This is a genomic window from Terriglobus albidus (genome assembly GCF_008000815.1).
Taxonomy (GTDB): domain Bacteria; phylum Acidobacteriota; class Terriglobia; order Terriglobales; family Acidobacteriaceae; genus Terriglobus; species Terriglobus albidus_A.
The window spans coordinates 1,853,130-1,877,201 of record NZ_CP042806.1; the positions used below are offsets into that span (position 1 = coordinate 1,853,130).

At 59.9% G+C, this 24,072-nt stretch carries 16 protein-coding genes; 5 read left to right on the forward strand and 11 right to left on the reverse strand.

What is annotated here, in order from left to right:
- The first annotated feature begins 2 nt into the window (after nucleotides 1-2).
- Nucleotides 3-1,253: a DUF3999 domain-containing protein gene (locus tag FTW19_RS07480; RefSeq protein ID WP_147647039.1), complete on the forward strand. Its 1,251-nt coding sequence runs from the start codon at nucleotides 3-5 to the stop codon at nucleotides 1,251-1,253.
- A gap of 47 nt (nucleotides 1,254-1,300) precedes the next feature.
- On the opposite strand, the gene FTW19_RS07485 is transcribed toward FTW19_RS07480, so the two are convergent.
- The 4 genes from FTW19_RS07485 to FTW19_RS26250 form a co-directional block, all read right to left on the reverse strand.
- Nucleotides 1,301-3,814, reverse strand: coding sequence for a 2-oxoglutarate dehydrogenase E1 component (locus FTW19_RS07485; protein WP_147647040.1), 2,514 nt, complete (start codon nucleotides 3,812-3,814; stop codon nucleotides 1,301-1,303).
- Between the two features lie 191 nt (nucleotides 3,815-4,005).
- A complete protein-coding gene (locus FTW19_RS07490; protein ID WP_147647041.1) occupies nucleotides 4,006-7,239 on the reverse strand; it encodes a TonB-dependent receptor in 3,234 nt (1,077 codons plus the stop codon).
- Between the two features lie 156 nt (nucleotides 7,240-7,395).
- Nucleotides 7,396-8,493 carry a YeiH family protein gene (locus FTW19_RS07495; protein ID WP_246153630.1) on the reverse strand — a complete coding sequence of 366 codons (1,098 nt, stop codon included), beginning with the start codon at nucleotides 8,491-8,493 and terminating at the stop codon, nucleotides 7,396-7,398.
- Between the two features lie 21 nt (nucleotides 8,494-8,514).
- Nucleotides 8,515-8,643, reverse strand: a complete 129-nt coding sequence (locus FTW19_RS26250; RefSeq protein WP_281292435.1) for a hypothetical protein — start codon at nucleotides 8,641-8,643, stop codon at nucleotides 8,515-8,517.
- Nucleotides 8,644-8,957: 314 nt separating this feature from the next.
- Between FTW19_RS26250 and tdh the strand changes: the two genes are divergently transcribed.
- The gene (gene tdh / locus FTW19_RS07500; RefSeq protein WP_147647042.1) at nucleotides 8,958-9,995 is read left to right on the forward strand and encodes an L-threonine 3-dehydrogenase; all 1,038 of its coding nucleotides are present in this window, start codon (nucleotides 8,958-8,960) and stop codon (nucleotides 9,993-9,995) included.
- 3 nt (nucleotides 9,996-9,998) lie between these two features.
- Nucleotides 9,999-11,204 (forward strand): glycine C-acetyltransferase, encoded by a 1,206-nt coding sequence (locus FTW19_RS07505; RefSeq protein WP_147647043.1) that lies wholly within the window; start codon nucleotides 9,999-10,001, stop codon nucleotides 11,202-11,204.
- 212 nt (nucleotides 11,205-11,416) lie between these two features.
- Here the strand turns inward: FTW19_RS07505 and FTW19_RS07510 are convergent, their stop codons facing one another.
- The 4 genes from FTW19_RS07510 to FTW19_RS07525 all read right to left on the reverse strand — a co-directional run bounded on the left by FTW19_RS07510 (nucleotide 11,417) and on the right by FTW19_RS07525 (nucleotide 16,061).
- Nucleotides 11,417-12,088: a YceI family protein gene (locus tag FTW19_RS07510; RefSeq protein ID WP_147647044.1), complete on the reverse strand. Its 672-nt coding sequence runs from the start codon at nucleotides 12,086-12,088 to the stop codon at nucleotides 11,417-11,419.
- Nucleotides 12,089-12,217: 129 nt separating this feature from the next.
- The gene (msrA, locus tag FTW19_RS07515; RefSeq protein ID WP_147647045.1) at nucleotides 12,218-12,895 is read right to left on the reverse strand and encodes a peptide-methionine (S)-S-oxide reductase MsrA; all 678 of its coding nucleotides are present in this window, start codon (nucleotides 12,893-12,895) and stop codon (nucleotides 12,218-12,220) included.
- A gap of 77 nt (nucleotides 12,896-12,972) precedes the next feature.
- On the reverse strand, nucleotides 12,973-14,412 hold the full coding sequence (locus tag FTW19_RS07520; protein ID WP_147647046.1) for an ATP-binding protein: 1,440 nt from the start codon (nucleotides 14,410-14,412) through the stop codon (nucleotides 12,973-12,975).
- Nucleotides 14,409-16,061 (reverse strand): response regulator, encoded by a 1,653-nt coding sequence (locus FTW19_RS07525; RefSeq protein ID WP_147647047.1) that lies wholly within the window; start codon nucleotides 16,059-16,061, stop codon nucleotides 14,409-14,411. Before FTW19_RS07525 ends, FTW19_RS07520 begins: the two co-directional genes overlap by 4 nt.
- A 228-nt stretch (nucleotides 16,062-16,289) precedes the next feature.
- On the opposite strand from FTW19_RS07525, the gene FTW19_RS07530 reads away from it, so the two are divergent.
- Nucleotides 16,290-16,865, forward strand: a complete 576-nt coding sequence (locus FTW19_RS07530; RefSeq protein ID WP_246153631.1) for a helix-turn-helix transcriptional regulator — start codon at nucleotides 16,290-16,292, stop codon at nucleotides 16,863-16,865.
- Here the strand turns inward: FTW19_RS07530 and FTW19_RS07535 are convergent.
- The 3 genes from FTW19_RS07535 to FTW19_RS07545 form a co-directional block, all read right to left on the reverse strand.
- Nucleotides 16,862-17,239, reverse strand: a complete 378-nt coding sequence (locus tag FTW19_RS07535; RefSeq protein WP_187143348.1) for a response regulator — start codon at nucleotides 17,237-17,239, stop codon at nucleotides 16,862-16,864. The two genes, FTW19_RS07530 and FTW19_RS07535, sit on opposite strands and share 4 nt — an antisense overlap.
- A 173-nt stretch (nucleotides 17,240-17,412) precedes the next feature.
- Nucleotides 17,413-18,978, reverse strand: a complete 1,566-nt coding sequence (gene pruA / locus FTW19_RS07540) for an L-glutamate gamma-semialdehyde dehydrogenase (protein ID WP_147647049.1) — start codon at nucleotides 18,976-18,978, stop codon at nucleotides 17,413-17,415.
- 105 nt (nucleotides 18,979-19,083) lie between these two features.
- Complete coding sequence (locus FTW19_RS07545) at nucleotides 19,084-22,614, reverse strand: glycosyltransferase (protein ID WP_147647050.1); 3,531 nt, start codon at nucleotides 22,612-22,614, stop codon at nucleotides 19,084-19,086.
- Between the two features lie 65 nt (nucleotides 22,615-22,679).
- On the opposite strand from FTW19_RS07545, the gene FTW19_RS07550 reads away from it, so the two are divergent.
- Nucleotides 22,680-24,068 (forward strand): ArnT family glycosyltransferase, encoded by a 1,389-nt coding sequence (locus tag FTW19_RS07550; RefSeq protein WP_147647051.1) that lies wholly within the window; start codon nucleotides 22,680-22,682, stop codon nucleotides 24,066-24,068.
- The last annotated feature ends 4 nt before the right edge of the window (nucleotides 24,069-24,072 follow it).

The window sequence follows — 24,072 nt, forward strand, 5'->3', positions numbered from 1 at the left end:
TCGTGAAGTGGTTTGCCGCAGGGCTGGTGTTGCTGGTGGCAGCGCCGGCTCCTTCCCCCCAACCTTCGGATTTCCGCTACCAGCGCCAACTCACCGCGCCTTCCGCAACCGGTGCGGACCAGGCATGCGCCGTGTTGGATTCCGACGTATTCGCCCATGCAGCGCCGGCCTTACGTGATCTGAGGCTCTTTGCAGCCGGACACGAAGTGCCGTATGCCACAACGGTCTCTGAACCTGCCACGCCGGAGGCCGAGCCCGCCCGCGTGCTGAATCTTGCTGCCCGGGGCAGTTCTATCGTTTTCGACCTTGTGATGCCGGGGCATCCCTATACGGAGATCGAGCTGAACCTGGACGCAAAGGACTTTCTGGCGGCAGCGAAGGTTTCGGCCGGCAGTGAGGAGCTTGGCAGCTATACGATCTTCGATCTTTCTGGCCAGCACCTCGGACGCAACACGACGTTGCATCTGCAGGAGAGTACCTTTCCCATTCTGCATGTCGAGCTCACGCCGATTCCGTCGCAAGGGAATCCGCATGCTGTTACCAGCGGCAGCGTGCGAGGCGCAACGATTCCGCCAAGCCGCGAGGAACAGACGCTCTACGCCATCGCGGCTCGCAGCACGAATTTCACCCAGCGGGGACGGCGGACGGTGACGACGATTGCGTTGCCGCCGCAGGTACCGGTGGAGCGCGTCCGGTTCCAGATGCAACCAGGGAAGACGGTGAACTTCGCGCGTGCGGTGAAGGTGACGGCACGTGCGACTGAGGAAGGCAGCCGCAGTGAGTCAGCAACGGGAGAGATTCTGCGCGTCAAGATGACGCGCGGTGGGCGCGAGATCGAGGACGAGGATCTGTCGATTCCGTTCACCATTGGAGCGAATCTTCAGTCCCCGGCAACCGTGGAGGTTGCCGTCGAGAACGGTGACGACCAGCCCCTGCCGATTGCCGCGGTCAACCTGGAGATGCGCGAGCGGAAGCTATGCTGGCAGGCAAGTGTCGCCAGCTCGCCAGTACTGTACTACGGCGATAAGACGTTGCCAGCTCCCGTCTATGACTATGCGCGAATCTTTCCGGTAAGCGGAAGACAGGCTGAGGCGACGATACGGGCAGAGGAGAGGAATGTGCTCTTTCACCAGACGCAGGCGAAGCGCCCGTTGACCGACCGCTATCCGCAACTGTTGTGGCTGGCGCTGATCGGTGTTGTAGGGACTCTGGGCCTGGTGGCGCTGCGGTCCGCGATGAAGCTTCCCAAATAAAAATGCCCGGCGCGAGCCGGGCATTTTTATTGAGTGATGGCTGAGGTTTAGATGCGGCCGAAGGCGATCTCCATCAGCAGCTTCTCTTCGATCTCGTGCGCCTTGGCGGAGCCGGTAGCGGGGCTGGCGGCTGCGGCACGGTTGACGGTGCGTACCGGAATGTCGCCGGCGGCGTAGCGCAGCTTCGGGTTGATGTAGGTGAGCGGGCCCATGTTGGCCGGCTCTTCCTGCACCCAGACAAGCTCTTCGACGTTGGGATGCTGCGCGATGGCGGCCTGCAGAGCAGCTTCCGGCCACGGGAAGAGTTGTTCGATGAAGATAATGCCGGTCTCGGTGTCCTTGCGCTTGGCGCGCTCGACGCGGAGGTTGTGGCCGATCTTACCGCTGCAGATGAGCAGACGCTTAGCGTTCGTGATCTCGCCCTCGGGCAGAACGGTCTGGAAGTGCTCATGGCTGAAGTCGGCGATGGGAGAGATCGCGTCGGGATGACGCAGCATGCTCTTGGGTGTGAAGACGACCAGCGGCTTGCGGTAGGGCGACAGTGCCTGGCGGCGCAGCAGATGGAAATACTGCGCGGCGTTTGAGGGCTGCGCCACGATCATGTTGTCCTGCGCGCAGAGTTGCAGGTAACGTTCCATACGGGCCGAGGAGTGCTCCGGGCCCTGGCCTTCGTAGCCGTGCGGCAGCAGCAGCACAACGCCGGAGAGCAGGTGCCACTTTGTCTCCGCAGCGGAAATAAATTGGTCGATGACCATCTGCGCGCCGTTGGAGAAGTCGCCGAACTGCGCCTCCCAGAGAACCAGAGCCTCGGGGAAGTCACGGGCGAAGCCGTATTCGAAGCCAAGTACAGCGGCTTCCGAGAGCATGGAGTTGTAGGCTTCAAAGCTCGCCTGCTTGTCGCTGAGGTGCTGTAACGGCGACCAGCGGAACTCGGTCTCGGTGTCGGTGTAGAAGCTGTGGCGCTGATTGAAGGTGCCGCGCTGTGAGTCCTGTCCCGAGAGACGAACGGGTGTGCCTGCTTCGAGCAGAGAAGCGTAGGCCACCAGCTCGGCCATACCGTAGTCGAAGGGACGCTTGCCTTCGCCCATCTCCTTGCGCTGAGCAAGGAGGGCCTTCACCTTGGGATGGATGTTGAAGTCCGCGGGATAGGTGGTGAGCTTGTTGACCAGCTCGGCGATGCGCTCCGCGGGAAGGCCGGTGACGGTGTCGTCATTCACCGGCAGATAGCCACCCTTGTAGTTGTCCCAGTAGGCCGGCGTGTCGGCCATATGCGGAATCTCGGTGGCTTGCGTCGCCTGCTTCTGCGCGTTGAGCAACTCTTCCTGAACGGCTTTGGCTTCGGCCGCTGGATCGACGCCGATCTTCTGCGCGTAAGCCTGGTAGATCGCCGGACGGTCCTTGATCAGGGCATAACGGCGCGGCTGAGTGACGGTGGGGTCATCGACTTCGGAGTGGCCGTGCTTGCGATAGCCGATCAGGTCGACGACGACGTCGGAGCCGAAGGTGGCCCGGTAGTCGGCTGCGATCTCCGCAACACGGACGACCGCGTCGACATCTTCCGCGTTGACGTGGAAGATGGGGATCGGCAGGCGCTTGGCGAGGTCAGTCGAGTAGCGCGACGAGTTGGACTCCTGCGGCATGGCGGTGAAGCCGAGCAGGTTGTTGGTGAGTACCTGGATGGTGCCGCCGACGTTGTAGCCGTTGATCGTGGCAAGGTTCAGCGTTTCGGCGGTCATGCCCTGTCCGGCGAAAGCTGCATCGCCGTGGATGACCATGGGAAGAACCTTCTTCCAACCGTCTGCACCGATACGCGTCTGCTTAGCGCGTACGCGGCCGATGACCACCGGATTCACCACTTCGAGGTGCGAAGGGTTGGACGCCAGGTGCAGCGCCATCTTCTTGCCTTCGGGTGAGGTGTAGGCGCCGGTGGCTCCGAGGTGATACTTCACGTCGCCGCCGCCCAACGTGGAGCGGGGATCGACATCTTCAAACTTGGTAAAGAGCTCCACCGCCGCGCGGCCGACGGTGTTTGTCATCACATTCAGGCGGCCGCGATGGGCCATGCCGAAGACACACGTCTCGACCCCCTGCGCGGAGCTAGTGGCAAAAAGCTGGTCGAGGAAAGGAATGAAGGAGCAGAGGCCTTCGAGGGAGAAGCGCTTCGTTCCGAGATAGCGGGCCTGGATGACCTGCTCGAACATATCGGCGCGAATGAGCTGGGAGAGGATGCGCTTCTGGTCGTACTTAGGCGCCGGACGCTCTATGCGATCCTGCAGCCACTGGCGTCGCTCAGGCGACGGAATATGCATGAACTCCGCTGCGATGGTGCCGCAGTAGTAGCTACGAGCCTCCTGCGCGATCTCGCTTGAGAGCTCATCCTCGGGCACATCGACCGGAAAAGGTTCCGGCGGAAGGTGCTGGCCCAACGGATCAAGCTGTGCCTGCAGATAACCCCAGCGACGAAATACATCGAACACAACGTCGCGCGTCATTCCGGGTGCCGTTCCATTCTTTTGTGGGGTTGTGGTTTTCTTCCGTTCGACAGGAGCCTTTGTCGCCATTGCACCATCTTCTCCAAAAGGCGGAATTTTTCCTCGAAAATCCGCCACACCTATGCTAAGCCTGCGCAGGTACTTTCGGCAGGGGTTTCACGGGGTCACGTACCGATTTTCGCATATTCTGTGCGCTAATCGGACGAGGCACAAAAATGGCGCGGCAGAGGCCGCGCCATTTTGCTTGAGTTATCGGCTATTTAGAAAGCCAGCTTCAGCCCGAACTGTAACTGGCGAGAGGTGGTTGAGGTCGCGGTAATGACGCCCGCGGTGGGCGACGCGACCACTGCGGTTGTCTGATTGGCGGCCGTGCCCTGCGTCGGTCCCGAGGTGAAGATGGTGGGGTTGGGCAGAGAGAAGTTCGTGTGGTTCAGGAAGTTGAAGGCCTCGGCTCGGAACTGCGCATTCACTCGCTCGCCAACCTTGAAGCGCTTGAGCAGTGACAGGTCAACGTTCAGGAGATGCGGTCCGGTAAGAGTGTCACGTCCCAGGTTGCCGACCGCGCCGTAGTGAGGAGCGCTGAAGGCGGCAGGATTGAACCACTGGTTGACGGTGTGCGGATAGAGGCTGCCGTTGAAGTTTGGATTGACGTCAGGACGTACGGGGTTGCGGGTGTCTCCGCTGCCAGTGGGGTTATAGCCGAGCTGAGGTGTGAAGGGAAAACCCGACTGCAGGTTGGCGATGCTGCTGACCGTCCACCCATCGAGCGTCTGACGGGCAACGCCGGAGCTGAGGCGGTGTGCGAAGGGAATCTCCCAGGTGCCGTTAATGGCAGCGTTGTGTTTGATGTCCGTAGCGGCACGGCCCCAGTCAAGCTTGGGGAAGTAAGGAACGCTGACGAAGGCTGGCGTGTTGGCACTGACGCTGGTGTTCCATGCAGAGCCGTTGTCGAGGTTGCGTGCGAAGGTGTAGTTGCCGCGAATCTGCAGACCGTGCGAGAACTGCCGGCGGACATCCACCTGGAGTGCGCTGTAGAAAGTGTTTGCCGCAGACCACCAGGAGGTGGTGTTGGCGACATTCGGATTCAGCTTGGTGGTCGTCGGATAGTAGACGGTGCCGGCGGCCAGTGATGCGGGGCAGGAGGGATTCGGGCAGACGACTGCAGCCGGCTCGTTGAGATCACCGGAGACGATCTGGTGGTACCCGCGCGATCCTGCATAGCCGACGGTAAGCGAGGTGTTGTTGGCGATCTGTTGCTCGACGCGCAACGACCACGCGATGACGGTCGGAGTGCGAATGTCCGGCTGTACGTTCGAGGGCGAGATCAGGGAACCGGCCGCCGCGGTTGTGGAGGGTGTAATCGCCAGGCTGGAGACAGAGGCGTTCTTGAAGGCCAGGGTGGTATTGAAGGGGGCGACCTGGGTCAGGCGGTAGTCGAGGTTGTCCAGGAGGGCGCGATGAATACCGGCGCCGAGGCGGATCGCTGTCTTGCCGCTGGCAAAGGGCGACCAGGAGAGGCCAAGGCGGGGCTCCGGAAGGAACTTTGCTTTGTTGTCGTAAAGGGCATACTTGCCGACGGTCGGGTTGGTATCGATGACCCAGTTGTTCAGCTTGTAGTTGGCCGCGCGGTTCTGCGCCTCGCTCCAGTTGCTGGCTGACTCGAAACGGAAGCCGGCGCGGATTTCGAGTCGCGGCGTGATGCGGAAGGTATCTTCGACGAAGCCCGCACCGAAGAGAGCGCGGAAGCCGAGCGCTGTCGGAGACGGAACGACGCTGAAGGTGGCGGCTGTACCTTGCAGAAAGCTTGTGAGCGTTGAGAAGGAGGCCTGGCCGTACTGATTCTGTGCCAGAAGATCATTGGCCTGCAGCCGCTGCAGCCATACGCCTGCTTCAATCTGGTGACGGCCCACGGTGTAGAAGACGTGGTCGTCGAAGGTGAAGAGGTTACGCACAGCGCGGTTGTTCGAACCCACGTTGGCGCCCGCGGTCGAGACCTGAGAGGCTCCGTTCGATGCGGTAGAGCCGGCGATCACGATGGCTCCGACCGGCTTGCCAACGACGAATGGCGTGACGCCATCGACGGGAACTTCGCCATTGAAGAAGAAGGCCGCGCGCGAGTAGCCGAAGCGGGCAGTATTCAGCAGACGGGGCGAGAAGACATGCTGTTCCTGCAGGCTGGTAACCTGCTCGCGCACATCTTCGTTGATCCATGTGAGCGGATTCACGGTTGGTGTGTGGGCCGTGGAGTCATCGACGGTATAGACAGCGAAGAATTGGTCTTTGCTGCCGAGGTTCCAATCAAAGCGGGTGGTGCCGAAGTCTTCGCGGATTCGCTGCACCGGATTGGAGTAGGCATACGCCAGGCCTGAGCCGAGATCGGGGCCGTTGGCCTGCGGCCACAGCTTCAGCAGATTAGCAACGCCTGGCGCCACGCCGACGTAGGTCTCTCCGGTTCCGCTGCTATTGGGCACGTATCCCTGGCGCGCGCGACCGTTGGGAACGATGGCCTTGTTGGAGAGGCCAAGGTTCTGGCGGTATCCCTCGTAGTTGGCAAAGAGCAGCAGTTTGTCCTTGCGGATCGGTCCGCCGACTGAGCCGCCGAAGTTGTTGCGCTGGAACTGCGGCAGGCGTTTGCCGTTGGCCCCTGGTTGGTCAAAGTAGTTGCGGGCATCAAGCGAAGAGTTGCGCAGGAACTCGTAGACGTTGCCGTGGTACTGGTTGGTGCCGCTGGCGGTAACGATGGAGATCTGCGCTCCTTGACGCTTGCCGTAGTTGGCGCCGTAGGTATCGGTGATGACGTTGAACTCGCGTACGGCATCGACGCCAAGAAGCTGTCCGCTGGCTCCGCCGGGGGTGACGTTGATCAGCGAGGCGCCGGTGTACTCAATACCGTTCAGAAGGAAGATATTGTCCTGCGGACGGCGGCCCGCGACCGAGAACATGGCGCCGACAGAGGAGTTCGAAGTGCCGACTGAACCGGAACGCTGACCGGTGTAGTTGACCACGCCGGGATTAAGCGTCAGCAACTGATCGTAGGAACGGCCGTTCAGAGGAAGCTCCTTGACGGCACGCTCATCGACAAGGCCGGCGGTCTGCTGAGTCGACAGGTTGACGACCGGCGGTGTGTCGACGACGGAGACCGCCTGCGAAATCTCGCCGACAGTAAGCCGGATGTCAGCGGTGACGGACTGACCGACGACGACCGGCACAGCCGTCAGAGTCTGGCGGGCGAAGCCATCCTTTTCGGCGCTAACGGACCAGCGCCCGATGGTGACGGAGGGCGCGGAATAGCGGCCCTGAGCATCGGTGGTCAGGTGGCGTTCGGTGCCCGTCTCTTCGTTGCGGACGGTGACGGTCGCACCGGAGACGGCGGCTCCGCTGGCGTCACTGACGGTGCCGGAGATGGAGCCGCCCACCATCTGGGCGTGGGCTCGGAGGAGGGCGAAGCTGGCGAATAAGATCAGGAATGCAGCGAAGTATGCGATGCGACGCATGGAGTCAATCTCCTTGTGGTTCTTGGGTGCGCGTCTGTTTCAGGTGCAGCGCGGCTTGGGATGTGAAGTGGGAACAGCCAGAAGATGCAGGAAGGTGCGCGGCCCGGAGGGGCTAGCGACAACAACAACAGGATTCTGCGGAGCCGCGGCGTGACATTAGCGAATATCTCCGCGGATAAAGGTCCAATAGACCAGTCCGAGTGTGACCAAGGCGATGAAGATCTCGCCGAGGATGCCGACCACTATGGGCCGCCAACCCTGCCCGGTCAGATCGCGCAGGTTGGTGCGCAGGCCAACCCCGGCGAATGCCGGAAGAAACGCCCAACGCGAAAGATTGCTCAGACTGGAGAGCTGTGAACTGTTGAAGAAGCTCGAAGACGCCAGCACCGAGATGATCAGAAAGCCAAGGATGAACTTGGGGAACTTCTGCCAGAGGAAAAGCGCCTTGTTCGGTACATCGGGCGCCTGTCCCTTGGATGCCCAGTAGACGGCATAGCCGAGAACGACAAAGCCGATGAAGGCAGAACGAGCGGTCTTGGCGAGGATAGCGAAACGTCCGGCAACATCGCCGTAGAGTGCGCCAGTCACGGTGGCCTCGGCGGTGTTATCGACGGCCAGGCCGGTCCAGATGCCGTAGCTCTCCTGGCTTAGGTGGAGCAGGTGACCGATCGCCGGGAACGTGAACAGAGCGATGGCGCCCAGTGTGAGAATGGCGGCGATAGAGGTCGATACGTCTTCTTCCTCAGGCTCGATAGCTCCGCGTGCTGCCATGATGGCGGTGACGCCGCAGATGGAGGAGCCGATGGCGAGCAGCGAGGTCAGCTTCGGACGCAGACCGAAGATGCGGCCCAGCAGCGTCATGACTGTGAGTGACAGCGCCAGCTCAATGAAGACGAGCACAAGGGAGACGGTGCCGATGCGCAATACATCGGAGAAGACAAAGCGCGCGCCGACCAGAACGATACCGAGCTTCAGCCAGAGCTCATAGGTAGCGACACCCGGACGGAAGATAGGTTTGACGCCGATGGTATTGGAGACGATGAGGCCAAGGATGATGGCCCAGAGCACATACTCGATCTGCGGCAGGCGCAGATGGTACTCGGTGCGAAGGTGGGTGAATTCGTGCTCGATCAGCTTGCCGAGGAACCCGATCCCGAAGAGCAGCGCCATGCCCGGTAGCAGACGCAATGATCCCCTATAGACAGACGCGGAACTCCGCGCGGAGGTATCCGGGGATGCGAGTACAGTAGACACGGCCAGCGAGACTGCGAAGTACTAAAAGCTGATATGGGGAACAACGTTGAGACGGACCAGTGCGGCCAGTGCCAGGGCAATGCCGATGGCCAGCATGTCGATGACGGCTGTGTTGTGCTTGACGGCTACCTTGGTTTGATTCGGTGACATCGTTGCGAAACTCCTTACCGGGTGGTTGGTTGTTCGCGATGCGCCGGAAAGAGAAAACCCACGCATCGCGCTTTGGCTGATGCGTGGGTCTCTGAATCTTGGAAGCGTCTTTTTACGCTTTGGCTAGGCCAGGTCAGAAACCGCGCAGCAGCATACGCTGTTGCAACAAACGCAACAGGTACAAGCGGCGATGCGGTTCATAACCATTAGTGAGAGGTTAGATGTTCCCGGGTCTCACGTCAAGGGCGGGTGGGCACTAAAATGGGGGCGGCGTTCGGTCCCCCAATGGACGCCCGGAAAGCTGCAGGTTGCGCATGAAAGCTCTCGTCAAGAGCCGAGCCGAAAGAGGGCTATGGCTGGAAGATGTTCCCGAGCCGGAGATCGGCATCAACGACGTCAAGATCAAGGTTCTGGCAACAGGTATTTGCGGTACAGATCTCCATATCTATCAGTGGGATGAATGGGCTCAGAAGACCATCCCGGTCCCGATGACCATTGGCCACGAGTTTGTCGGTCAGATCGTTGAGGTTGGTTCCAATGTGACCGACTTTCATCCGGGAGACCGGGTCAGCGGCGAGGGACACGTGGTCTGCGGCCGCTGCCGCAACTGCCTGGCTGGGCGACGCCACCTTTGCGCTCATACGCTGGGTGTCGGAGTGAACCGCCCCGGAGCCTTCGCCGAATATGTGGTGCTGCCGATGACCAATATCTGGCGGCATGCCGACAATATTCCTACGGAGGTCGCGGCTATCTTCGATCCCTTTGGCAATGCCGTGCATACAGCGCTGGCCTTCCCGGTACTGGGGGAGGATGTGCTGGTAACGGGAGCAGGTCCCATCGGTATTATGGCCGCAGCTGTGGCGAAGCATGCCGGAGCACGGCATGTCGTGATTACGGACCTGAATCCGGTGCGGCTGGAGCTGGCGCGCAAGGCTGCGGGTGTTTCTCTGGCGGTGAATCCGAAGGAGACGAGCCTCAAGGATGTGATGCAGCAGCTCGATATGCACGAAGGCTTCGATGTCGGTCTGGAGATGAGCGGCAACCAGAACGCCTTCCGCGACATGATTGCCACCATGTCGCACGGCGGCAAGATCGCAATGCTGGGCATCCCGTCGCCTTCGGAGATGGCGATCGACTGGAATCAGGTGATCTTCGATCAGCTTACGATCCGCGGTATCTATGGCCGCGAGATGTATGAGACCTGGTACAAGATGACGGTGATGCTGCAGTCAGGCCTGGACATCAGCAACGTGATTACGCATCGCTACCAGTGGAACGAGTTCGAAAAGGGCTTTGACGCAATGCGCGAAGGAAGCTCAGGGAAGGTCATCCTGGATTGGAGCACGGTATAACGCATGAGCCAGACACGTCCTCAACTTGCACATCTGACCGCCACCCTGAATGAGCTGAAGGAGCGCGGGACCTATTTCAAGCTGCGTGTGCTCGACGGAGAGCAGGGGCCGGTCAGCATCTACGACGGCCGCGAGGTTATCAACCTCGCCTCCAACAACTACCTCGGCTTGTGCGATCACCCGAAGCTGAAGGAAGCCGCGCTAAAGGCGACCGAACAGTATGGTGTCGGTTCGGGCGCCGTCCGCACAATTGCGGGCACAATGAAGATCCATCTTGAACTCGAAGAGAAGATCGCCGCTTTCAAGAATGTGGAGGCGTGCGTTGTCTTTCAGTCGGGATTTACGGCGAATGCGGGAACGGTCTCATCAATCCTCGGCAAGGAAGATTTCATTCTCTCCGATGAGCTGAACCACGCTTCCATCATCGATGGAGCGCGGCTCTCGCGGGCGAAGATCAAGGTCTTTCGCCATAAGGATGTCGCTCACTGCGAAGAGCTACTGAAGGAAGTGCAAAACGAACCCGGCCACAAGTTGGTCATCACCGATGGTGTCTTCTCAATGGATGGTGATATCGGCCCTGTAGACAAGCTGGCCGATCTGGCGGAGAAGTACGGCGCCATCATGATGGTAGACGATGCGCATGCGTCCGGCGTACTGGGCCGCAACGGTCGTGGCTCAGTGGATCACTTCCACTGTCATGGACGTGTGGATGTGCAGGTTGGCACTCTGTCGAAGGCGATTGGTGCTCTGGGAGGGTATGTCTGTGGATCGCGTGACCTGATTGAGTATCTCTACCATCGTGCGCGGCCGTTTCTGTTCTCGACATCTCATCCACCGTCGGTCGCGGCGACGTGCATCGCGGCCTTCGATCTGCTGGAGAGTGAGCCGGAGCGGATCGAGCGGCTGTGGGAGAACACACGCTACTTCAAGCAGCAGCTTACAAGTGCGGGCTTCGATGTAGGCGGCAAGACGACACCTGCCAGCGAGACTCCGATCACGCCCATCATCATCGGCGAGGGAAAGCTGACGATGGAGTTCAGCAAGGCGTTGTTTGAGGCTGGGTTGCTGGCGACCGGGATTGCGTTCCCGACGGTTCCTGAAGGCAAGGCTCGGGTGCGGACGATTGTGTCCAGTGAACACACGAAGGCTCAGTTGGATCGGGCGCTGGAGATTCTGACGGGGACGGCGAAGAGGATGGGGATTCTGTAGGAAATTGGAGTTCGCGTATTTCGCGAACCGGTGGGAGCCGTGGGCTTTCAGCCCACGGCTTACTGATCAAGAATGAATTGGGCTTTAGCCCTGGGCTTGTTCGCGCGTGAAGTAAAGACCCGGGGCTAAAGCCCATTTTTCTTAAGAGCAATATCGGCGTGGGCTGAAGCCGGCTGAAGCCCGCTGCTCCCACCCATTCCATAAGTGGTTCCTTACGGCAAGGTGCGCTTGAAGCGGTAGGCAAGTTCCAGGTCGATCTTGTTCTCGACGCTGGCGAGGCGGCCGATCTTCGGCGGGTTGAGGCCGAACTGGTCGAAGGTCAGGATCGTCTTGGCGCGGCCGGCGACCATGTTGTCGCGCGGATTGAAGGTGGCGATGCCCTGGAAGGTGACCTCTTTGGTCACTCCGTGGATGGTGAGGTTGCCGGTGAGGGCGACGCCTGTCTGTCCAGCGGAAGGAATCAGCTTATCCAGGCCGGTCACCTTAGTCGGAACGAACTCCGCAGTGGGGAACTTTGCGGTCTCCAGGGTGCGGTTCTGGACAAAGCCGTCGCGCTGGTCCTGGTCGCTCTTGAGGCCGCGCAGGTCGACGGTGATCTTGGAGCCGGGGTCGACGGTCCCGTCGGCCTTGATAGTCAGGGTGCCGGAGACCAGGTTTGTCGTACCGATGGCTTCATTGGTGAAGGCCACCCCGACAAACTGTTCGGTCACACGATAGCTGGCGGACGAACCGTCGGTGATGACGTCCAGTTTGGCGCCGGGAGTCGGGGGCGGCGGTGGCTGCTGCGGTCCACCGGGGCCGCCGGGACCGGGCATCTGAGCGTGGGCAGCGGAGCCCGCAAAAGTTAGCAGGGCTGCCAGAAGCAGAGTGGGTTTGCGAGACATACGACCTCCACAAAAAGAAAGCAGATGTTATTGCGTGGTGGAGGTTTGACGGGGAGGGTGGAAAAAAAGCCGCAGGAAAAACGGTTACAGCCCGTTTCCCCTGCGTTCTTTACTGTTGATTACTGTTCTTTACTGCTGATAGTGGCCGTTGTATTCGACGAAGAGCTCCGGGAACTGCTTCTTCAGAGCGGCGATCTTCGGCAGGTCACACACCTGGATGTAAGCATTGCCCGGGTTTTTGAGGGCATAGTCCTGGTGATAGTCCTCTCCGGGGTAGAAAGCCTGCAGGGGAGAGAGCTTGGTGACGATCTTCCCGTGGAAGACATGGGCGGCATCCAGTTGAGCAATATAGTCGGTAGCCAGCTTGCGTTGCTCCTCATTGGCGTAAAAGATGGCCGAGCGATAGGAGTAGCCGATGTCGTTGTCCTGGCGGTTGAGCTGGGTTGGATCGTGCGCAACGGAGAAGAAGATACGCAGCAAGGTACCGTAGGTGATGCGTGCGGGATCGTAGACGACCTCAACCGATTCGGCATGATCGGTGGTCTCCGTGACAACCTGGCCGTAGTTTGCTGTCTCTTTGGTGCCGCCGGAATATCCAGCGGTGGTGTGCAGCACACCCTTGAGGCGCTGGAAGACGGCCTGTGTGCCCCAGAAGCATCCACCGGCAAAGACGGCGGTCTGGCGGCCGTGGGTGGTGGCCAGGGCGACATCGTGAGTTGGCGCGGGAATCGGCTGCTTCGTCGCTGCCCCTCCTGCGAGTGTGAACATGGCAAGCATGCCCGCCAAGACTCCTGAAAGTTTGCGCATGGCAGTTGACCTCCTCGCATTGGACTCCGCACCCGGCTGGCAGGTTACAGGTCGTCGTTCGGGCGTCCCAGGAAGTGCTACTTCGACTCCTGCTTGATGGGGAAGCTGACGGTAAACTCCGTCTTGCCCGGCTCTGAGAAAAAGCTGATGGCGCCGCCCGCCTGTTCGGCGATGCGTTGTGCGATGCCGAGTCCGAGTCCGGTGCCAACGCCCATCGGCTTGGTCGTGAAGAAGGTCTCGAAGATCTTGCCCTGGTCTTCCGGTGCAATACCGGCTCCGTTGTCCCCGATGGTGACGAAGATGCGGCCGCCGTTCGTTCCGGTCTTGACGGTGATCTCGCCTCCCTGGCTGGGCGCGGCGTCGATGGCGTTGTCGAGGAGATTGGTCCAGATCTGGTTCAGGCCCGCGGCGTGGACAGAGAGGGGAGGAAGGCCGCCGGCAAAGCTCTTTTTGATGCTTAGCTGTTTCTCGTAGATCTTGTGTTTCAAAAGAATGAGCGTGGCATGCACGCTCTCGTTCAAGTCGATGGATTGTCCGCTCTTGCCTTCGTAGGTGTAAGTCTTTACCGCTTTGACGAGGCCGGTGATGCGGGTGATGCTCTCTTCGATGGTGCCTACCAGTTGCATGGAGCTGACCATCGAGGCGAGCCAGGCGATGATGTTTTCGACGGAGTGCTTGCCATCTTCGATTGCCTCAGCCTTGAGGCAATCCAGATCGTGGGTGGTAATGCCGATCGAGGTAAGGATCGGAGCCAGGCCCCAGGAGTTGGAGACGTTATTCGATTCCAGCCACTCGGCTAGTGCCTCTTCGGCGTCGGCCTCTTCCAGGGAGCTCATGCACTGCGGCCGCTCGGAGGAGAAGGCGCGCTCCTGCAGCGCCCAGACGCACTCGAATTCGCGCTTATCGTGCTCTTTGGAGAATGCTTTGCCCAGCTCATGCATCAGGCGAAGGTTGCTTCGGAGCTGGCTGGCAGCGCGGCTGGCGGCTGCGCCGGGGTTATTCAGCTCGTGCATCAGACCAGCGGTGAGGGTACCCAGGGCCGCGAGCTTTTCTTCCTGAATGGAGCGGTGCTGTGCGCCGCGCAACCGCTCGTTCAACTGGCCCAGAATAAAGTTGCGCATGGCAGGGCAGCGCGCCATCAAGCCCCAGAACTCCTCTGCAGCGTAGGAGAGGATCAGGCAGTCCTCCACGGCTTCTGCCGTGACTGGGATGGCTTGTTGGGTGATGAGGGCGTATTCGCCCATGACCGCTCCAGCTTCGAGGGTGGAGATCGTCTGCGCCTGTTTGGTGCCGTAGTTGTAGTAGCCACGGACCGCCCCCTGCAGCAGTATGCCGAACAGGGTCAGCTTCTCTCCCTGCTGGGCAAGGATCTGCCCTGCAGGGACATGCACGACAGGAGCTGACGAGATACAGTTCAACTCCTCTTCGGAGAGGGTGGAGAAGACAGGCAGCGCACGAAGTCTTTCGGTAACTTCGGCGGGTGTGAGCGACACGGTCTGGGTTAGGTCAATCATCATCTGGAAAGGTTTGCGAGATATTGGTGAACGAACTGGACGGCGATAGAGCCTTCGCCAACGGCGGAGGCACAGCGCTTGACGGAGCCATGGCGAACATCACCGGCGACAAAGATGCCGGGGACACTGCTCTCCAACAGGAACGGATCGCGGTCGATCTTGAGCTTTGCTCTCAGATCGGAAGGAAGGTCCGGACCGGCAAGGATGAAGCCGCGAGCGTCAGTCAAAACAGTCGAGGGCAGCCAATCGGTCTTGGGTGCGGCGCCGATGAAGATAAAGACAGAAGAGGTGGAACGCTTCTCTTCGCCCTTCGGGGTCTTCACGGTAATGCACTCAAGATGTCCATCGCCATCGAAACCGACGATCTCGGTTTGGGTTTCGACCGTGATGTTCGGACGGGAGGCGATCTGATCGATCAGATACTTCGACATCGACTTTTCCAGGCCACCGCCGCGGACCAGCATCCGTACGGAAGCGGCGTAGTTGGAGAAGTGCATGGCGGACTGGCCGGCGGAATTTGCTCCGCCTACGATGTAGACCTCTTCATTGGCGCAGGAGATGGCTTCGCTCATCGAAGCACCGTAGTAAACCCCTGCTCCGGTAAAGCGATCGGCTCCCGGGACTGCGAGCTTGCAGTAGGAGACACCCGTAGCGACCAGGCAGACGTGGCAGGAGACCTCGTTGCCGTCGGCCATCGTGATGATGTGATAGTTGTTCTCGCTGCGGACGCAGGTAGCGCGCTGGGTGAGGAACTCGGCTCCGAGACGGTTCGCCTGCAGGGTGGCCCGCTTGGCCAGCTCTTCGCCGGAGAGGCCCTGGGGGAAGCCAAGGTAGTTCTCGATGCGGGAGGAGGAGCCTGCCTGTCCACCAGGAGCCTCGGGCTCGACGATCAGGGTGCGAAGCCCTTCGGAGGCGCCGTAGACGCCAGCGGCCAGGCCGGCTGGACCTGCCCCGATGACAACCAGGTCGTAGAACTGCTGCTCGGCCTGGGTACGGAGTCCGATCTTCTGGGCGAGTTCGAGCTGTGACGGCTGTACGAGGACATCCCCGTTCCCGAAGCAGACCACCGGCAGGTTTTTAGCGTCGAGCTTGTGCTCTTCCAGGAGCTTGGCGGCCTCAGGATGCTGTTCCAGGTTCAGCCACTGATACTGCACGTGGTTACGGCCGAGAAAGTCCCGTGTGGCGTGATCCTGGGGCGACCAGCGGGTGCCGATGACCCGAAGTCCCTCGAATGCAGGTTTGTAACCCTGCTGCCAGGCTTCCAGAAGGTCGTCCAGGACGGGGTAAAGCTTCTCCTCCGGCGGATCCCAGGGCTTGTTTAGGTAGTAGTGGATCTTGGCGGAGTTGATCGCCCGAATAGCCGCTTCGGTGTCCGCGTAGGCGGTCAGCAGGGCGCGCTTGGCGTCTGGATAGAGGGGGATAACGTTTTCCAGCAGTTCCACACCGGTCATACCGGGCATGCGCTGGTCTGAGAGGAAGAGTGCGACCTGCTCACCGCGTTCTTTGAGCTGTTCAGCCGTATCGAGCGCTGCTTTGCCGCTGGCGGCCCGGAGGATACGGTATTGCTGCCCGTAATGGCGGCGAAGGTCCTGGACTACCGCTTCCAGAACGCTGGTATCGTCGTCGACTGCGAGGATGATTGGTTTGGGCATACCGTGAGTCTAGCTTCGCGACGGCATTTAGATTCGTTCCACAGCCGCCGGGACGCAAAATTTAGGTTGCAACTCGAGATGTGCCCGATGCAAGATGTGTTCCGTTTCCAGACACCGCTTGCGAGGGCGGCGAGCGTGCCGATAAGCCGTGACGAGAGAGTTATCGAGAGGTATCGACTGATGGTCCGGCTGATTCTAGGAGACAACGAGGCAATTTTCCGCGCGGGAATGGCGAGGGTTTTAGTCCGCGACGATGAGACTCGCATCGTCGCGCAGTGTGGCGATGAACAACGGCTGATGGAGTCCGTGCGTACGTTCCGGGCATCGATCGTTTTGGTGGGCCGGTCTATGTGCAGCGACCTGCCCGCACTGTTCGCCGCAGTCCATGAGTCGGGTAGCCGACTGATCCTGGTCCTGGAAAAGGGCGAGGAACCGACCCAGGAGACACGGGCCAAGGCTTTTGGCGTAGTGAACCGGGACGTGGACGGCCAGGCTCTGGTGGAGTGTGTGCGCCGGGTAACCCGCGGGCAGCGGGTATTTCCGGAGACGAAGCCGTCCGCCGGGGCAAAGGATGATATGGGCCATCTCGTACGCGAGAAGCTTACGCCGCGCGAGATGCAGGTCGTGGGTCTGATCGTCCAGGGATGCCGCAACAAGGACATCGCCAACCAGTTAGGCACCAAGGAGCAGGTTGTCAAAAACTACCTGCGCAGTGTCTACGGTAAGGTCGGCGTTTCGGACCGGCTGGAGCTGGCGCTGTTCGCCATCCATCACCATGTGGTTGAGGGTGTGGCTGTTACCTAGCTGGCAAGCGTAGCCGTGTTCGCTGACGGGCGGAGGAGCGTTTCCAGGATGGTGACCAGCTCCGAAGGATCGACTGGCTTTTCAAGATAGATGTCGGCTGTCGGTTCCGAAGACTGAAAGGCGCGGAAGACATATCCGGAGACGACGATGACCGGAGCTGTAGAGAGCTGTTTGATCTGCTGCAGCAGAAGGTGACCGTCTTCTGTGCCAAGCTGCCAGTCCATCACGATGGCGTCGAAGGGCGTCGTCCGCAGATGTGCCAGTGCCTGGGTAACAGATGGAGCCGGGATCGCCGTGTGACCGGCCCGATCCAGAATTGCGCATTTCAGAAGCAAAGCATCCGACTCATCATCGACGCAGAGAATGCGGGCCACGGTTCCGGTCCCTCCTCGCTCGGGGGAATTTTCCGTTAGACAGCGGTGTGTGTCAATGCGCTCGAGCATTTTCCCTGTTGATGGGTGGCCCGGAAGGGTGTGCAGCGGCGTTTTCATTGCGGAAAACGCCCATAGATATGGAAGCCCTACACGACACCTAGAGGAAAAATGCTTTACTGCACTTTTTCAGCGATGGACTTCGCCTGCGTGAAGAGTAGCAGATAGTCTGCCCCGCCCGCCTTGGAGTCCGTACCACTCATATTGAAGCCCCCGAAGGGGTGCGCTCCGACCATCGCGCCGGTGCACTTGCGGTTGAAGTACAGGTTGCCGACGTGGAACTCCACCAGGGCACGGTCGAGTTTAGCGGCGGAGTTGGAGTAAAGGGCTCCGGTCAGACCGTACTCGGTGTTATTGGCAATGGAGAGCGCATCGTCGAAGTCATGCGACTTGATTACGGCAAGCACCGGGCCAAAGATCTCTTCCTGAGCAATGCGAGCCGTTGGTGCAACATCGGTAAATATTGTGGGCTCAATGTAGTAGCCGTTTTCTTTGGTGGGGATAGCGTTGCCGCCCAGAAGCAGCTTGCCTTCCGTTTTCCCTAGAGCGAGATAGCTCATCACACGGTCGAAGGCGCGCTGGCTGCTCACCGGACCGGTATAAACGTTCTCGACGGGATCGCCCGTTTTGAGTGCAGAGACCTTGTCGCGGAGTTTGTCGGTGAAGGTGTCATAGATAGCCTGGTTGACGATGACGCGCGAGCAGGCGGAGCACTTCTGGCCGTTGAATCCGAAGGCTGAGGCGATGACGCCATCAACCGCCGCATCGAGATCGCAGTCCGCTTCGACGATGATGGAGTCTTTTCCGCCCAGCTCGAGGATGGTGCGCTTGATGAACTTCTGCCCGGGCTGCGTCTTAGCGGCGCGCTCGTGAATCTCCAGGCCAACCGCCTTCGAGCCGGTGAAGGAGATGAAGCGGGTCTGGGGATGGTCGACGAGAGCACGGCCGACTTCGGGGCCTTCGCCCTGCAGCAGATTTACAACTCCGTCGGGCAGACCCGCCTCTTCCAATACGGCGACGAAGCGTGCGGCGATGGTCGGCGCATCGGCCGATGGCTTAAGAACGACAGTGTTGCCACAGACGATGGCGGCAACCGTCATGCCCGCCATGATGGCGAGGGGAAAATTCCACGGGGGAATCACGGCGCCCACACCCAAAGGCATGTAGCGGAGCCGGTTGCGCTCACCGGGATACTGGATCGGCGTTGTGGACTGGTCGAGCTTCAAAGCTTCGCGGGCGTAGAACTCGAGGAAGTCAATGGTCTCGCCCACGTCAGCATCTGCTTCTGCCCAGTTTTTGCCAACTTCGTAGGTCAGCCAGGCGCAGAACTCGAACTTGCGTGCCCGTACAAGCTGAGCGGTGCGGATCAGGACCTTCACGCGATCTTCCATGGGAAGGCGGGACCAGGTCTGAAAGGCCGCTTGCGCTGCCTGCATTGCCTGCTCGGCATGCTCTTCGGTGGCGCGCTGATGAATGCCGACAACTTGTCCGGTACGCGCAGGATTGACGGAGATGATCTTTTCGGAGGCGGCGACACGTCTGCCGCCAATGATGAGGTCGTACTCTTTGCCGAGGAGCCCTGCTACCGTATCGAGGCCTTCGCGCATAGATTGCGCTGCGGCCGGGTCGTTGAAATTAACAAAGGGTTCGTTCTCAAACGGGGGCAGGTCAAGGATCGACATAACAGGTTAAGTTTATCGCTTTGGAGATTTTGAAGTTGGGCGGGGCCAGATGGCCCCGATGGTTGAATCGTTGAATGGTTGAATAGTTGCCGTTGGCTCTCAGGACTACGTCTTGGTTAGCTGTTCTGTTTCGACCGACATCTGAGCCGTGCGTTCCAGTTTGTCCCAGTTGAAGGGCTTGCCGTCGATGGCACGTTTGATGGTCTTGAGCAACACCACCGAGAAGACCTGGCGGTAGCTGAAGCGCTGAATCCAGATGTGCGCCAGCAGCCAGCCGTCTCCCTTACTTGCCGGATGCTTGCGTTCAAGCGCGAAAGCGAGCGCTGACGCGGCGAAGTCCACCACCATGAAGGTAACGAAGAATGCCAGCAGCTTGAGGAAGCTGGCGTTGGAGGCTGCTTCCGGATGGAAGTGCTTGTCCAGCAGATAATGCACAATGCTGGCGAGGAACATCAGATCGATCAGCGGCGAGAGCAGCGGCAGGATGATCTGGAAGATGATGATGTTGGGCAGGGCAAAGAGACCCATAGCCCGATGGTGTCTGACGGCTCCGATGTGCTTGAAGACGGCCTGCAGGATGCCGAAGGACCAGCGGAATCGCTGCCGCATCAGGCCACGCATATTCTCAGGTGCCTCAGTAAACGCGAGCGCCTGATCTTCATAGATCACCGAGTAGCCCTGTTCGAGCAGGTTCATGGTGAGATCGGCGTCTTCAGCGACGGTGTTGGCGTGATAGCCGCCGAGATCCTGCACGGCACGGGTGCGCCACGCGCCGATGGCTCCGGGAACCACCATGACAACGTCGAACAGATCCAGCGCTCGGCGCTCGAAGTTTTGGCTGGTGATGTACTCAAGCGCCTGCCAGCGTGTCCAGAGGTTCACGCGATTGCCGACCTTGGCGTTGCCGGCGACGGCGCCGATCTTCGGATTGGCGAAGTGTGGCACAAGGCGTGAGATGGCGTCGTGAGCGATGACGCCGTCGGCGTCGATACCGATATAGATATCCTCGTCGATCTGTTGTAGTGCGTAATTGAGAGCCTCGGCCTTGCCGGCATTCGGTTTGGTAAGCAGCGTGAGGCGGCCACTCTCAATCTCCTTCGGATAGGTCTCGCGGACGACAGCGGAGGTGCGGTCTTTGGAGCCGTCGTCGATGACCACGATGCGGAGGTTCTTGTAGTTCGACATCATCACCGAGCGGATGGTGCGGGCGATGACCTTCTCCTCGTTATAGGCCGGAATCAGCACGGCGACACGCGGTGTGTAGTCCTCGCCGGCCATCGACCTGCGTTTACGGAGGCGGTCAATGAGGGCAAAGAGGCCGATGATGATGAGCCGCGCGGTCATCAGGATGTCGCCGACAAAGAAGACCGCGACGACAAAGTGATTGAAGAAGCCGAAGAGCGAGAACATCACCGAATCGACGAAAGCCTGCCAGCGCTGGCGGAAGCCGGTGATGGACGGCATCACTTCGCCACGGCTCTTCCCCAGAAGTTGGGAGACGGGGACGATCTCATACCCGCGTTGACGCAGGGCCTGGATGAGAACGGGAAGGGCATCGATAGTGGGCTGGCGGTTTCCGCCTCCGTCATGCATCAGGATGATGGAGCCGCGCATCCACGGCTTTTGTTCCATCATGTCGATCTGGTCCCAGACGCTTTCGGTGATCTCGGCCGGCGTCTTGCGCGGATGCTCGTCCCAGTCGTTGGTGTCGATCTTGTTGCCGACGATCACATAGCCGAGCTTCTGCACGTCTTCCACAGGAGCCGCCTGATCGTTGGTATCCGGCTCCTGGTCGATGGAGTAAGGCGGACGGAAGTAGAGAGGCTGTACACCGACTTTGCTGGCGAACAGACGGGTCGTGAGCGTGAGCTCCAGGTCAAGCTGGCTCTTGGAGATTTCGCTGATGTCAGGGTGGGTGAAGGTGTGATTGCCTATTTCGTGGCCTTCACGGTAGATGCGTTTGACCAGACCGACATTTTCCTGTGCCTCTTCTCCGATCAGGAAGAAGGTTGCAGGTACTTTGTACTTCTTAAGAATGTCGAGGATCTTTGGTGTCCAGTCAGGATCGGGACCGTCGTCAAAGGTGATGGCGACCCGCTTCGGGTGATAGCCGTATAGCTGGACGGTATAGGAGAGCGGGTATTTCTGGAAGGTCTCTTCGGCGATGAACTTGTTGTCGTCGTCCATCTTCACCGTACGCAGACCGTTCTGCATGGTGCGCGTGACCTTGAGGACATCGCCGTCTCCTTCGGTATCGATACCGTTGCCGGGGGGGACGTCGGCCAGCTCTTTGACTGGATTAGAACGGCCGGGCTGGTCCCAGATCTTCCACATCGATGGGTCTTCAGTTCCCAGGCGCCAGAGAGCATAAGTCTGCAGGCCGAGCTCACGAGCGGCCCGCATCTCATTCAGTACGGTGACGGCGTCGAGGAACCAGATCTCGTGGCGAATCTTTGCATCGACATCGTCATAGGCGAAGTGCGGGTTCAGCGTGTCTGGATCCAGGACGACCTCTGCCTCTGAGTCGACCGCCTCCTGCCAGGCTTCCTGCGTTGCCAGATTGATCGTGTTTACGACTTTCGGCGCCGGCGGCTTGCGGTGCGGGTGCCTCTTGTCCACGGGCTCCGGCATGGTCGTAGACCAGTCATAACCATAGGAACCGAGGGCGCAGATGAGCTTTTCCTTCGGGACCTTCTTCAGAATGTCCTGCAGGTTCTGCACAAACCATTCCTGCGAAGCGATGGGACCGGGCTTGCTCTCGGTCTGGTGCTCGTCATAATTCATCAGCAGCAGACCGTCTGAGTGCGCGGCCAGATAGGCCATGTCGAAGTCGTCGTCGCCGACCGGCACGTTGATGTAGAGCCGCAGGTTGTGTGGATGGAAGTCTGCGTAGAGGGCGGCTACCAGAGCCCGGAAGCCGGGTTGGGCGTCGCTGGGAATCTCTTCGAAGTCGAGCGAGATGCCACGGTAACGCGGATTGGCGGCAAGAAAGGTGTGAATCTGCTGGACGAGATTTGAGGTGGCGTCGGGGCTATTGAGGAGCTGGCCAATCTCGGGAATAAAGCTGCCGCGTTTGACGTCGTAGTTGTTCAGCAGGGGAAAGATTTCGGTGTCTTCCCGTGCCTGGGTAATGGTGCGGGCGACCTTGTTTTCGTGATCGACGCCATGAACCGTACCCGCTTTATCAACGACAGGGAACGGACGGTTATCGATGGCGTAGGCCGTGAGTGCGCCGTCGGGGGTGATAGCGTGCAGCCACTCCGGAAAGAGAAGATCGATCTGGTGGATGTGCTGCTTCAGCGAGGAGTAGCTGGCCGGATCGTCGTCGACGTAATAGGCCGCGCGGAGGCCTTCCCCGGAGTTGAAGGCGATGTCAGAGGGCTTGCGGGTCGTGCGACGATGAGCGTTGAGCTGGGCGCGCTCTCTGGGAGTCAGCTCAGGGACCGGTGGATTCGACAGCGACTTGTAATTCCGCTTGGGAGCTTCGATGAGCAGTTGCGGCAGCGGGCGGATACGCACCAGGCCGATGATGAAGAACACGATGAGAATGCTGCCGATGACCGCGCAGACGTCGAGAATGCGGCGCAGCCGTTTCCAGCGCCGTCGTTGCGGATCGTAAAAGACAGGTTTCGTCATCGTAAGTACGTTCTATGCCTCATCTTAGAACTGAATTGCGAACCTGGCACAGTATGATGCGTTTGATGACAAACCCAAGGCGCCGAGTCCTGTTTTGGTCCATCGTCGCCCTCTTTGCCGGCGCTCTGCTTCGGGCGTACTGTATCCGACATTACCCACAGTTGCAGGGCGACCCGCAGCTCTATGCGGAGGTGATTCGTAACTGGATGACCCGCGGCGTCTATGGGTTTACTCAGGAAGCCGGGGTTCGGCCAACGCTGATCCGGCTACCCGGATATCCCATCTTCCTCGGGGTCTGCTTCCGGCTCTTCGGCATGGCTAACCTGCAGGCGGCACTGTGGGTACAGGTGGCAGTCGATCTGTTGACCTGCGGTTTACTAGCTCTGCTGGCCCGGCGTTTTGCAGGTGACCGGGCGGCGATAACAGCTTTATGGTTGGCTGCGTTGTGTCCCTTCCTGGCAGAGTTTACTGCTGCCGGATTAACAGAGACGTTAACGCTCTTCTGTACGGTGCTTGCCTTTTGGGCACTGCAGCGATGGCTGGATGCTCCGCTGTGGCGGCGGGTCGTTGTACTGGGTGCGGCGCTGGCATATGCCATTTTGTTACGGCCAGATCAAGGACTGCTGGCGGCATCAGTCTTACTAACGATGCTGCTGGGGCGTGGATACAGGCTGCCTCAGGTAAAAGGAACGATCGTTCCGGCAGCGGTGTGTGCCTTGCTGGCGGTGCTTCCCCTGGTTCCGTGGACGGCCCGGAACTACCGCGTCTTCCACGTGCTGCAACCGCTGGCGCCGCGTTATGCGAACGATCCCGGAGAGCCGAATCCGTATGGCTTCCAGCGATGGTATCGGACATGGGCGATCGACTACGCGTCGACAGAAGATATCTATTGGGACTACGACGGCGATGCCATGGACTTTGCAACGCTGCCGGCACGCGCCTTCGATTCGCCAGAGCAGTATCGAGAGACAGCAGCGATCCTTGCTCTCTATAACGAGACGAAGCGGAACTCGCCCGAGGTGGATTCCCGCTTTGCGGCTCTGGCGGAGCAGCGTGTGCGAAAGCACCCAGTGCGCTATTACGTGCTGCTGCCGGTTGCCCGCCTGGGAAATATGTTGCTGCGTCCACGCGTGGACTGGCTTCCCGGATCGCTGCAGTGGTGGCGATGGAGTGAGTCGTCGCCGCTTCAATTTGGCCGAGCCCTGTTCCTCGGAGCACTGAATCTGGCATTGATAGTGTTCGCGGCGATCGGCGCATGGAGGTTGAAGGCACAGACCGATCTGCGTCCAATCCTGCTTGCCATGCTGGCGTATGGCGTTTTGCGGTGTGCGCTGTTGTTAACGGTCGATAACTCGGAGCCGCGTTATACGGTGGAGTTCGTTCCCTTGTGGATTGTGTTGAGCGCTGTGGCGCTGACGAAGCCGCGGGCTGCCGCGCTCGGGCGTATCGATTGAATAT

What these genes read in the sequence shown, in the direction of transcription:
- FTW19_RS07485 (WP_147647040.1), bottom strand. Translation starts at nt 3,814, where the DNA reads ATGGCGACAAAGGCTCCTGTCGAACGGAAGAAAACCACAACCCCACAA.
- FTW19_RS07490 (WP_147647041.1), bottom strand. Translation starts at nt 7,239, where the DNA reads ATGCGTCGCATCGCATACTTCGCTGCATTCCTGATCTTATTCGCCAGC.
- FTW19_RS26250 (WP_281292435.1), bottom strand. Translation starts at nt 8,643, where the DNA reads ATGTCACCGAATCAAACCAAGGTAGCCGTCAAGCACAACACAGCCGTC.
- tdh (WP_147647042.1), top strand. Translation starts at nt 8,958, where the DNA reads ATGAAAGCTCTCGTCAAGAGCCGAGCCGAAAGAGGGCTATGGCTGGAA.
- FTW19_RS07505 (WP_147647043.1), top strand. Translation starts at nt 9,999, where the DNA reads ATGAGCCAGACACGTCCTCAACTTGCACATCTGACCGCCACCCTGAAT.
- FTW19_RS07510 (WP_147647044.1), bottom strand. Translation starts at nt 12,088, where the DNA reads ATGTCTCGCAAACCCACTCTGCTTCTGGCAGCCCTGCTAACTTTTGCG.
- msrA (WP_147647045.1), bottom strand. Translation starts at nt 12,895, where the DNA reads ATGCGCAAACTTTCAGGAGTCTTGGCGGGCATGCTTGCCATGTTCACA.
- FTW19_RS07520 (WP_147647046.1), bottom strand. Translation starts at nt 14,412, where the DNA reads ATGATGATTGACCTAACCCAGACCGTGTCGCTCACACCCGCCGAAGTT.
- FTW19_RS07525 (WP_147647047.1), bottom strand. Translation starts at nt 16,061, where the DNA reads ATGCCCAAACCAATCATCCTCGCAGTCGACGACGATACCAGCGTTCTG.
- FTW19_RS07530 (WP_246153631.1), top strand. Translation starts at nt 16,290, where the DNA reads ATGGCGAGGGTTTTAGTCCGCGACGATGAGACTCGCATCGTCGCGCAG.
- pruA (WP_147647049.1), bottom strand. Translation starts at nt 18,978, where the DNA reads ATGTCGATCCTTGACCTGCCCCCGTTTGAGAACGAACCCTTTGTTAAT.
- FTW19_RS07545 (WP_147647050.1), bottom strand. Translation starts at nt 22,614, where the DNA reads ATGACGAAACCTGTCTTTTACGATCCGCAACGACGGCGCTGGAAACGG.
- FTW19_RS07550 (WP_147647051.1), top strand. Translation starts at nt 22,680, where the DNA reads ATGACAAACCCAAGGCGCCGAGTCCTGTTTTGGTCCATCGTCGCCCTC.